Origin of the sequence: Mesorhizobium sp. M0563, from assembly GCF_040321065.1 — a bacterium.
In the GTDB taxonomy this organism is placed as follows: Bacteria; Pseudomonadota; Alphaproteobacteria; order Rhizobiales; family Rhizobiaceae; genus Mesorhizobium.
The window spans coordinates 25,471-36,543 of sequence record NZ_JAMYQV010000017.1 but is presented as its reverse complement, the minus strand read 5'-3'; the positions used below and the strand labels follow the sequence as shown (position 1 = coordinate 36,543).

Annotated in this window: 8 protein-coding genes; 3 read left to right on the top strand and 5 right to left on the bottom strand. The window is 63.6% G+C overall.

Translation table 11 applies throughout. The annotated features are described in order from the left end of the window. Positions 1-2: 2 nt before the first annotated feature. The 4 genes from NKI50_RS20885 to NKI50_RS20870 are packed head-to-tail and all read right to left on the bottom strand — an operon-like array spanning position 3 to position 5,508. Complete coding sequence (locus NKI50_RS20885) at positions 3-530, bottom strand: DUF3341 domain-containing protein (protein ID WP_352481431.1); 528 nt, start codon at positions 528-530, stop codon at positions 3-5. Next, positions 527-1,894, bottom strand: a complete 1,368-nt coding sequence (gene nrfD / locus NKI50_RS20880) for an NrfD/PsrC family molybdoenzyme membrane anchor subunit (protein ID WP_352481430.1) — start codon at positions 1,892-1,894, stop codon at positions 527-529. The genes NKI50_RS20885 and nrfD overlap by 4 nt, the downstream gene beginning before the upstream one ends. Next, positions 1,887-4,868, bottom strand: coding sequence for a TAT-variant-translocated molybdopterin oxidoreductase (locus NKI50_RS20875; RefSeq protein WP_352640336.1), 2,982 nt, complete (start codon positions 4,866-4,868; stop codon positions 1,887-1,889). The genes nrfD and NKI50_RS20875 overlap by 8 nt, the downstream gene beginning before the upstream one ends. Beyond that, positions 4,852-5,508, bottom strand: a complete 657-nt coding sequence (locus NKI50_RS20870; protein WP_023720534.1) for a cytochrome c3 family protein — start codon at positions 5,506-5,508, stop codon at positions 4,852-4,854. Before NKI50_RS20870 ends, NKI50_RS20875 begins: the two co-directional genes overlap by 17 nt. Positions 5,509-5,755: 247 nt before the next feature. On the opposite strand from NKI50_RS20870, the gene NKI50_RS20865 reads away from it, so the two are divergent. The 3 genes from NKI50_RS20865 to NKI50_RS20855 all read left to right on the top strand — a co-directional run bounded on the left by NKI50_RS20865 (position 5,756) and on the right by NKI50_RS20855 (position 8,746). Then, on the top strand, positions 5,756-5,992 hold the full coding sequence (locus NKI50_RS20865; RefSeq protein ID WP_352548013.1) for an FAD-dependent monooxygenase family protein: 237 nt from the start codon (positions 5,756-5,758) through the stop codon (positions 5,990-5,992). Between the two features lie 62 nt (positions 5,993-6,054). Further along, entirely contained in the window at positions 6,055-7,026 is a 972-nt protein-coding gene (locus NKI50_RS20860; RefSeq protein WP_352481428.1) for an SDR family oxidoreductase, read from the top strand. Between the two features lie 4 nt (positions 7,027-7,030). Next, entirely contained in the window at positions 7,031-8,746 is a 1,716-nt protein-coding gene (locus NKI50_RS20855) for an HAD family hydrolase (RefSeq protein WP_023720538.1), read from the top strand. A gap of 47 nt (positions 8,747-8,793) precedes the next feature. Here the strand turns inward: NKI50_RS20855 and NKI50_RS20850 are convergent, their stop codons facing one another. After that, a complete protein-coding gene (locus tag NKI50_RS20850) occupies positions 8,794-11,073 on the bottom strand; it encodes a xanthine dehydrogenase family protein molybdopterin-binding subunit (RefSeq protein WP_352591979.1) in 2,280 nt (759 codons plus the stop codon).

The window sequence follows — 11,073 nt, the reverse complement described above, 5'->3', positions numbered from 1 at the left end:
GTTCACGCCTCCACCTCCTCGACGGTTTCGGCGCCAAGCCGGGTCAGCTGGCCCTTGGTCACGCCCTTGCGGAACTTCGGATCGGCGGCTTCGACGAGCAGGTAGAACTTGCCGCCGCGCGCGTAGGTGAAGCTCGTGGCATTGAAGACCGGGTGGTAATATTCGGGCAGGCGATTGGCGGCCAGCCCGCCGAAGAATGCGGCCAGCGCGGCGCCAAGTATCGCCGCCTCGAAGGCAATGACGAGAAAGGCCGGCCAGGAATGCAGCGGCCGGCCGCCGACATTGAGCGGATAGTCGATCTCGACCGAATAGAGGATCAGCCCGTAGACAAACACCGCGCCAGCGATGGCGCCGCCAAGGATGGCCCACGGCAAGCGCGTTTTGCGCATGCCGAGCATCTCGGCCAACCCACGCACATGGAATGGCGAGAACGCGTCCATGCGCCGGTAGCCACGCGCCCGCATGGTGCGGACCGCCTCGGTCAGCGCTTCCGGATCGGCGAAAGCCGCGATGACGCCGTAAAGGCTCATCCTGTGCTGCCCCTCTCCCCGGCCAGCTTCTCGACCTCGAAGATGGTGATGGCCGGCAGGATGCGGATGAACAGGAAGACCAATGCGAAGAAGGTGCCGATCGAGCCGAACAGGATGCCGAAGTCGAGCCACCTCAATGACTGCTCGCCCCAGGACGACGGCAGGTAATCGCGGCTTGGCCCGGTGACGACGATGACATAGCGCTCGATCCACATGCCGACGTTGATGATGAGTGCAATGGCGAACAGCCCCGGCATGTTGAGGCGCACCCGTCGGAACCAGAGCAATTGCAAAACTGCGCCGTTGCAGGCGAGCATGGCCCAGAACAGCGGCGCATAAGGTCCGAAGGCGCGCTGCCACATCATCGTGCGCTCGTAGATCTCGCCCGAATACCAGGCGAAGAAGGCCTCGGACGCGTAGCCATAGATGACGATCATGCCGGCGGCGATCATCAGCTTGGCGGCATTGTCCATGTGCCGCAGCGTGATCAGATCCTGGACCGAAAACGCCCAGCGCAGCGGGATGGCGATGGTGAGCACCATGGCGAAGCCGGACAGCAGCGCTCCGGCAACGAAATAGGGAGGAAAGATCGTCGAGTGGAAGCCCGGCGTGATGGCGAAGGTGAAGTCGAGCGAGACGATCGAATGCACCGAGACGACCAGCGGCGTGGCCAGTGCCGCCATCAGGAAATAGACCGTCTGATAGCGCGCCCAATGAAAGGCCGAACCGCGCCAGCCGATTGCCAGTATGCCGTAGAACAGCTGCGCCGGGCGCGATTTCGCTCGGTCGCGCAGGACGGCGAGATCGGGCAGCAGGCCCATATACCAGAACATCAGCGAAACGCTGGCATAAGTGGCGATCGCCGCGAAATCCCAGACCAGCGGGCTGCGCCATTGCGGCCAGTGCATATGGGTGTTGGGCAGCGGCAGCAACCAGTAGAAGAACCACGGGCGGCCGAGATGCAGGATCGGGAAAAGCCCGGCCATTGCAACGGCAAACAGCGTCATCGCCTCGGCAAAGCGATTGATCGAGGCGCGCCATGGCTGGCGCAGAAGCAGGAGCACGGCCGAGATCAGCGTGCCGGCATGGCCGATGCCGATCCACCAGACGAAATTGCCGATCATCGTGCCCCAGACGACGGGGACGTTGATGCCGTAGGCGCCAACGCCGACCGAGATCAGATAGGTGATCGAATAGAGGAAGATGAGGACGAAGACGAAGCAGGAAAAAAAAGCTGCCCAGAAATAGCGCGGCAGCCTGCCGTCGAGGACGATCGCACTGATACGGCCGCTGATCTCCGGAAGGTCGTGCCTGCCATGCAGAACGGGCAATGCGCCCGGTTTTGCAGCAAAAGCCTCAGCCATCGGCTTTCCCGCCTGACGAGAGACGGCCATTGATATTTATGATCTTGCCGAGATAGGTGGTGCGCGGTCGCGTATTCAGCTCCTCGAGCAAGGCGTAGTGATGCGGTGCCGCTTTTTCCTGCGCCACCCTGGCGCCCTTGCTGTTGAGATCGCCGAAGACGATCGCCTGCGTCGGGCAGGCCTGCTGGCAGGCGGTCACCACCTCGCCGTCGGCGATGGCGCGGTTTTCGATCTGAGCCTTGATGCGCTTTTCGGAAATGCGCTGGACGCAGTAGGTGCATTTCTCCATCACGCCGCGCGAACGGACGCTGACGTCTGGATTGTGCACGGCCTGTTCAGGTCCCGCGGCATCCTTGTCGAATTCCTGGAAGTCCAGGAAGTTGAAGCGCCGCACCTTGTAGGGGCAGTTCTGCGAGCAGTAGCGCGTGCCAATGCAACGGTTATAGACCTGCGCGTTGAGCCCGTCATGGGTGTGGGTGGTGGCGTTGACCGGACAGACGACCTCGCACGGCGCCTTCTCGCAATGCATGCAAGGCACCGGCTGGAAAAAGACGTCGAGATCGTCGAGCGGGCCGGAATAGTAGCGGTCGATCCGCAGCCAATGCATTTCATGGCCGAGTGCCGACTCGTCCGGCCCGACGGTGGCGATGTTGTTTTCCGCCTGGCAGGCAGAAACACAGGCCATGCAGCCGATGCATGCCGACTGATCGATCGACATGGCCCAGGCTTCCTGGCTGTATTGCCAGTCAGGATAGAGCGACTCGCTTGGCGTCGGCGGCACGCCGTCGCGCACGAAGTGCGGATCTTTGCGAAAGGCATCGAGCGAGGCATGGCGAACGATCGCCCTGCCCTCCATCGCCTGGTGGTGTTGTGTGGTGATGACCCGTGCGCTGCTGTCGCGCGGCGTGATCATGGCGCCATAGACGATCCAGGGAGCCTCAGGGCTTCGCAGCCTGTACGCGTCGTGGCCGTCAGCGAGTGCTGCCACCGAACCGAGCTTCCGGCCGAAACCCAGAGCAAGCGTCACGGTGTCGTCGGGATGGCCAGGCATGATCCAGACCGGCGCATCGATGTCCATGCCGTTCGAGGCGATGTTGACGACCCGGCCGTTTTCCACCTGAAGCCGTCCTGATGTCGCCGGCGACATCAGGGCTGCGTTGCCCCAGACGATCTTGCTCAGCCGCCGCGGCAGCTCCTGCAGCCAGGCCGAATTGGCATTGCGTCCATCGCGCAGCCAGGGATCGGCAACGAAACGGATTTCGACGCCTTTTGCCGCTTCGATGCGCGGCTTCAGGCCGCGCAAATCCGCAGGCATTGCAACATCGACTGGACTGCTGGCACTGCCGGATACAAAGCCGTCGCGAAGCGCCTTTCGCCACGCGGGATCGTCCAGTGCTTGCGCCCAAGTCGTTTGTGCCCATGTCCTGCGGACGAGCGGCAGCGCAGAAACAGCTAATTCACCGCCAAGCACGGCCAGGAGTTCATGCACCGTCCGCCCCTGGTAAAGCGGCCTGATCAGCGGCTGCACGATGGACGCGGTTCCGTCATGGGCGCGCAGGTCACTCCAGCTCTCGAGATCATGCGCAGCAGGGATATGCCAGTGTGCGACGAAGGCGGTTTCGTCGCGGTAGAGACCCCAGTGGACAAGAAGCTTCAGCTGCGAAAACACGTCGCGGACATCAAGTCCCGCAGGCGCAGTGTGGAGAGGATTGGCGCCAAGTATGACAACGGTGTCGATGTCTCGCACGGTGATCGCCTGGCAAAGACGCGCGAGGTCGCCCTCGATGGGCATCGCGTCGGGCGGCTCGATCAGTTCCACGGTGTTGCCAAGCGCACCAAGCCGCGCATTCATGGCAAGAGCGGCGGCATGGACGAACGGTGTTTGATGGGCGCCCGGCACGATCAGCGCCGAGCGGCCGGTCGCCTTCAGGTCGTTCGCGGCGGCAGCCAGCCAGGTCGGGTCCAATGCCAAGGCGCTTGGCGCCGCTTCGCCGCCAAGCACGGCGCTCAGCGCCGCTGCGACGGTTTCGACCTCGCTCGGCCGCACCGGCCGGCGGTGATCGGCGGCAGCGCCGGTGATCGTCGGCGTCGACTCCACCGCATAGAGCCGGCTCATCGTATCGTCCGCCCCGCGGACGCGGCGTCTTGCAGCGAAATCACGGGCGTAGGCGAGACGACCGGGGCCCTCGCCCAGGAAATCCGCGTCGAGACTGAAAATCACCTCGGCGCGATCAAACCGGCAGACCGGTGCAAGCGCCCTGCCGAACAGGATCTGTGTGGCTTCGGTGCCGGACGGCGTCGCCAGGGGATCGTGCCGGAACAGCCTCAGCCTGGGATAGCGCGCGCGCAGCGCCTCGAGCTGCGCCTTCATGGTGGGCGAGGTCGTTGCTTCGATCAGCAGCGCCGTGCCAGCTCCAGCGAGCCGCGAGGTGAGCTCGGCCATGTCGGCAAGGAAGTCGTCATAGGCTGCGGGTTCGCCATGCTTCAGCGGCATGCGCGAGCGATCGGGGTCGAACAGCGACAGCACCGCCGCCTGCATGACAGCGTCCGTCGCGCCGCGCGAGGCCGGATGGTCGGGATTGCCTTCCACCTTGGTCGGCCGGCCCTCATGGCTTTCGACCACCGCACCGATGCCGTAGCCGTCGCTCGACAGCGTGGTCGCGTAATAAAGCGGCCGGCCGGGAACGATGTTTTCCGGCTGGCGGATATAAGGCAGGATGTCTTCGGCCCGGCTGCAGGCGGCAAGCCCGGCCAGCGACAGCGATGCACCCATCAGCTTCAGCAGCGTGCGCCGGTCGAGCCGCGCCGGGATGCGCTCGGCGATCGAAGGAAATTCGGCATCGACGAAGCGGCGGAATTCCGGTGTATCGGCGAGTTCGTCGAGGCTCCGCCACAGCTCCGGACCAGGCGAAAGCCGTTCGCGCAGGCCGGCCATGTCTGGAGCCGCAATCGGCTTGTCAGCGGTGGCAGACATAACAGTCGGTCATGGTCTCGGGGTGGATATCGAGAAGGCTGATGAGCGACCGGCGGATTTCGGCGATGCCGGCCGGCGGCTTCCAGTGCATCAGGAACACGTCCTGCGGCGGACGCAAATTGGGCTCGGGATCGCGATGGCATCCCAGGCACCATTCCATCGACAGCGCGTGCGCCCGCCGTATCAGCGGCATGTCGTCGACCTCGCCATGGCACGTCTCGCAGGCGACGCCTTTGGCGATATGGATCGAATGATTGAAATAGACGAAGTCGGGCACACTGTTCACCCGCTGCCACTGCAATGGCTGCCCGGAGGCAAGGCTCGCCCGTACCGGCGCCAGCATGTCCGCGTTGGTGAAGAGCTGCGAATGGCAGGTCATGCACACCTCCGTCGCCGGCAGACCAGCCGATGACGAAGTCTCGACGCCGCTATGGCAATAACGGCAATCGAGGCCGAGCTCGCCGACATGGTGCCTGTGGCTGAACGGCACTGGTTGCGCCAACGGCCGGCCAACGCCGGTGACGAAGTCCGAACGCAGGATGGCGGTACCGCCGAGAGCCGCAAAGATGGCCATGAAACACGCGCCCCACAGAGCGAAGCGTGAAATGCCGTTGGCGCTCCTTGAAAAGACCTGCGGCATCCCCTCGCCGATTTCACATCCAGCAACCGTATCCACCCCCCAAAGCCCCTAACTGCGGCTGCGTGGGTAAGTTCCGGCCGGGGCAGCGGAGATCACAGAATGGTTACCCCGCCCTGGCCCATCGGGTCGGCTGACCGGAAACCATCGAACACTCCATGCGTTCGGATGAGGTCACGTTTCGTTTCACCCGGACAACCATCATGACCATCCCCGACCTCCATCCCATTCGCCGCTGGGCGCGCGCGGCATGAATCTCGCCGCATCATTCGCCAGGCGTTTCGTCGAAGGCACGCTGGCCGGCTACACAAGCGAACGCCACCCGATAGGGCGACGGTGGATCACCCTCAGCGAGCGCATCCTGTCAATGGCCCGGTCGGACAATGGCATCATGCAAAGCTTCAGGAACGCGGCCTTCAGCGTCGTCGGCCATCTACCGCGGCTGCAACGGCCACTGCTGGAGCGGGTCGCCGGGCTGAAGGAATGAAGTGGTCGCATAAACCTTTTCGCCGGACGTGCGTTGTTGGGTTTCAAGCCAGGGAGATGACCATGCAGATGAAATCGGAAATCGCCGGCGAGGCCGCCAAGCAACGGCACATCCAGCGCCGTATCGACGAGAAGGACAAGTCCAAGTCCAAGGGCAAGCCAAAAGGCGCCATGCAGGCCGGTGCCCGCAAATATCCCGAGCCGCCCTTCCCCGAGCAGCACCAGCCGAAGCCGGGGCATGAATGGGCGATCGAGCCGGCGCCGCTTTACGATGCGCCATTTTATATCGGATCGAAAAAGCTCGACGGCAAAGTGGCCGTCATTACCGGCGGCGATTCAGGCATCGGCCGCGCGGTGGCCGTGCTCTATGCACGTGAAGGCGCCGATGTGGCGATCGTCTATCTGTCGGAGGACAAGGACGCCGAAGAGACCAAAAGGGCCGTCGAAACCGAAGGCCGGCGATGCATCCTGATCAAGGCCGATGTCAGCGAACGCGGCCACTGCCACAACGCGGTGGCTGAGATCGTGCAGCAGTTTGGGCGGATCGACGTGCTGGTCAACAACGCCGCTTTCCAGGTCCATTCCAGCGATTTCAGCGAGCTGACCGAGGAGCATTTCGACACCACGCTGAAGACCAACCTCTACGGCTATTTCCACATGGCGCAGGAGGCCGTTCCGCACATGAAACCCGGTTCGGCGATCATCAACACCGGTTCAGTGACCGGCATCGAGGGATCGAAGCAACTGGTCGATTACTCCATGACCAAGGGCGGCATTCATGCCTTCACCCGCGCGCTCTCGGGCAACCTTGTCGACAAGGGCATAAGGGTCAACGCCGTGGCACCAGGCCCGGTTTGGACGCCGCTCAACCCCTCGGACAAGGAAGCCGGCGATGTTTCGAAATTTGGCGCCGACACACCGATGAAACGACCGGCACAACCGGAAGAGATCGCGCCAGCGTATGTGTTCCTCGCCTCGCCGCACTGCTCGAGCTACATCACCGGCGAGATATTGCCAATCGTCGGCGGCTACTGACGACATGTATTTCATAGCCTTGGCCACCGACTACGACGGCACGCTGGCGCATGAAGGGATTGTCGCCGAAAAGACACTTGCGGCGCTTCAACGCTTCAAGAAGAGCGGCCGCAAGCTCATTCTCGTCACCGGGCGCGAGCTGCCCGACCTGAAACGCGTCTTTCCCGAAGTCGCGATCTTCGACAAGGTGGTCGCGGAAAACGGGGCGCTGATCTACACGCCGGCCAGCGAGGAGGAGCGGACGATATCTCCGCCGCCCGCCCCCGAGTTCATCGCCAAACTCAGGAAACACGGTGTCAAACCGCTTTCGGTCGGACGCTCGATCGTCGCCACCTGGGAACCGCATCAGGTTACCGCGCTCGAGGTCATCAAGAAATTGGGGCTGGAGCTGGAAATCATCTTCAACAAGGGCGCGGTGATGATCCTGCCCAGCGGCATCAACAAGGCGACCGGGCTGACAGCCGCGCTTCAGGACCTCAGATTGTCGCCGCACAACGTCGTCGGTGTCGGCGACGCCGAAAACGACCACGCCTTCCTGCGCGCCTGCGGCTTCAGCGTCGCCGTCGACAACGCACTGCCGGCAGTCAAGGATACGGCGGATCTCGTGACACGAGGCGCGCGCGGAAAAGGCGTCGAGGAACTGATCGCCAAGGTGGTCGAGCGCGATCGCGAGCTTGTGCCAAGCCGCGATGGCATTCTGCTTGGCTCGGACGATGGCAAGGAGGTGTATCTGTCGCCAACCGATACGGTGCTGATCGCCGGCAGCTCGGGCATCGGCAAATCGACCTTGGCGACCGCATTGACGGAGCGTTTTGTCGAGAGAAAGTTCCAGTTCTGCATCTTCGATCCGGAAGGCGACTACGATGGCCTCGAGGGCGCCGTCCGGCTGGGCGACGGCTCGAATGCGCCGACGAAGACGCAGTTGCTCGATCTCCTGGAGAAGCCGGACAACAATCTGGTCGTCAACGGCCTGGCGCTGCGCGTCAACGAGCGGCCGGACTTCTTTGCCGACCTGCTGCCGGGCCTTGGCGGTGTTCGCTTCCGCACCGCGCGACCACACTGGCTGATCATCGATGAGGCGCATCACCTCTTGCCGAAGCGGCGCGACGACACGCCAATGGTTCTGGCGATGGAATTGCCGGGCACGATCCTGATCACCGTTCATCCGGATGCGATCTCAACCGAAGCATTGCGGCTGGTCACCGCCGTCATCGCACTCGGCCCCAAGGCGAAAAAGGTCGTCAAGACGTTCTGTCGCGAGACCGGCACCGAACCGCCAAAGGACAAGGATCTGAGCTCTCCAAAAGACGAGCACGTGCTGTTCTGGCGGCCGCAGGCGCACAAGAAACCTGCCATGGTCGAGCCGATCGAGCCGCGGCAGTCGCTCAAGCGCCATAGCCGCAAATATGCCGAGGGCCAGCTCGACGAGAAGGGCAGCTTCTATTTCCGCGGCCCCGACCATGCGATGAACCTGCGCGCCCATAATCTGATGATTTTCGCCCAGATCGCCGAGGGCATTGACGATAAGACCTGGGAACATCATTTGCGCGCCGGCGACTATTCCAAATGGTTTCGCCACCAGATCAGGGATAAGGAGCTGGCGCGCGAAACCGCCGAAGCGGAGAAAGACGACACACTTTCGGCGCAGGAGAGCCGCAACCACGTCCTGGACGCAGTGCGCCGCCGCTATACCGCGCCCGCCACCGCGCCGAAGGAATAGATGCAAACTGCGCCTAGCCGGTCCGAAGCCGGGCTGAGTTGGAGAGGTCAGACGATCAGGTGATCGATCCTGATCGGCAGGTCGCGAATGCGCTTGCCGGTGGCGTGGTAGACCGCGCTCGCGACCGCCGCGGCGGTCCCGACATTGCCGAGTTCGCCCAAACCCTTGACGCCGGCCGGGTTCACCTCGTGGTCAATCTCCGGAACCAGTATCACTTCCAGCTGCTTCACGTCGGCGTTGACCGGCACGAGATAGTCCTGCAGGTCGCGATTGACGTAGCGCGCATGACGCTTGTCGATTTCCGTCGCCTCGTGCAAGGCTTGGCCGATGCCCCAGATCATGCCGCCCATCAGCTGGCTGCGAGCGGTGCGGGTGTTCATGATGCGCCCGGCGGCAAAGGCGCCGACGATGCGCGGGACGCGGATCTCGCGCGTATGGCTGTTGATGCGCACCTCGACGAATTCCGCGCCAAAGGCGTATTTCACCGAATCCTTGTCCTGGTCGCCGCCGTGGAACTCCGATTGCCCGGCATAGAGCTTCTTCAGCGCCTCCGGTGACGATCCCTTTGGCGCGAATTCGGCATATTCCTCGATCGCACCGATCTGCATCGTCTTGAAAACATCCGACAGCTTGGCCGATTTGCCGTTGTCCGCGACGATTTTCTCTTGGCTCATTTCAAGCTTGGCGTTGCCGGACCCGGCCAGCGGCCCGGCTTCGGCGACGGCCGCGGCGAAGAGCTTTGCGCGGACGGCATCGCAGGCCTTCAGCACCGCCGAGCACACGCTTGCCGTCGAAATCGACCCGCCGGACACCGGTGCCGGCGGCAAGGCGCTGTCGCCCATTTCGACGCTGACCTTGTCCATTTCTATCCCGAGCCGTTCGGCTGCCATCTGCGCTGCCACCGTGCGCACGCCGGTGCCGATCTCATGCGAGCCGCATTGGACGCGAACCTCGCCGTCAGTGGTCAGGCGGACGCGGGCGGCGCATGGCGCAGCCGCCGTCGGATAGATTGCGGTGGCGCAGCCCATGCCGACCAGCCAGTCGCCGTCACGCATCGAGCCAACCGCGGCCTCGCGCTTGGACCAGCCGAAGGCCTCGGCGGCCTGGTCGTAGCATTTCACGAGCGAGCGGCTGGAGAAGGGCTTGCCGCCGATCGGCTCCTTCTGCGGCTCGTTGACGCGGCGGAACTCGACCGGGTCCATGCCGAGCGCCACCGCCATCTCGTCCATGGCATTTTCCAGCGCATAGACATAGGGCGTCTCCGGCGGCGAACGCATGTAGCCAGGCGTATTGCGGTCGGCATGCACCAGCGAGACGTGGGTCAGCACCGAGCCGTAATCGTACATGCGTCCGGTGGCCGAAGTGCCACCGACGACATAGGGATCGGGCCGCGACGTGACTTCCCAGCCTTCGTGTGCAAAGGCGGTGATGCGGCCGTCCTGGTTTGCGCCGATGCGGATGCGGTGCCGGGTCTCCGCCCTGTAGGTCTGCGTGCCGTACGCCTGAATGCGGCTGACGACGCAGCGCACCGGCCGGCCGACGCGGCGGGCCGCAACGGCAACGATCGCCGTGCGGGCCGTCATCGGCCCCTTGGAGCCGAAGGCGCCGCCGACATAGGGACTGACGATCCGCACATTGGCCGGATCGATCTTCAACTGCCGGGCGAGCTCGGCCTTCCAGCCGGTGACGTTCTGGCTCGGTTCATAGACCGTGAGCTGATCGCCCTGCCAGACCGCCGTCGTCGAGAACAGCTCGATCGGGTTGTGGTGCTGGGTCGGCGTCGAATATTTCTCGTCGATCTTCACTGCGGCTGCGGCATAGGCAGCATCGAAGTCGCCGGCTTTGACGTCCTCCTTGAACAACGGACTCTTGCCGGCGGCCGGCTCCATCTCCGTTCCCCTGGAATCGAAGCCGGCGCTGGGCGTCTCTTCGGCGTAGTCGGCGCGGATCAGCGCCGCGGCTTCCTCGGCCGCCTCGAATGTTTCAGCCACCACCAGCGCGATGATCTGGCCGTCGTGGAAAATGGCCTTGTCATGCAGCGGCGCGATCGAACTTGCACCGGTGTTGCCGAATTTCGGCTTGTCGATGCCGTCCATGTCGCCGACGCTGACGATATCGAGAACGCCGGGCACCTTACGCGCCCTTTCGAGCCGGACGGCGGTGATGCTGCCCTTGGCGATGCTGCTGGTAGCAAGTGCGCCATAGGCCATATTGGCGGTTGGAAGATCAGCCGAATAGCCGGCCTGTCCGGTGACCTTCAGGCGGGCATCGATGCGCGGAACGGGATTTCCCATGTTCTCTTTCGGCGCGGGAGCAGCTTGGTTCAT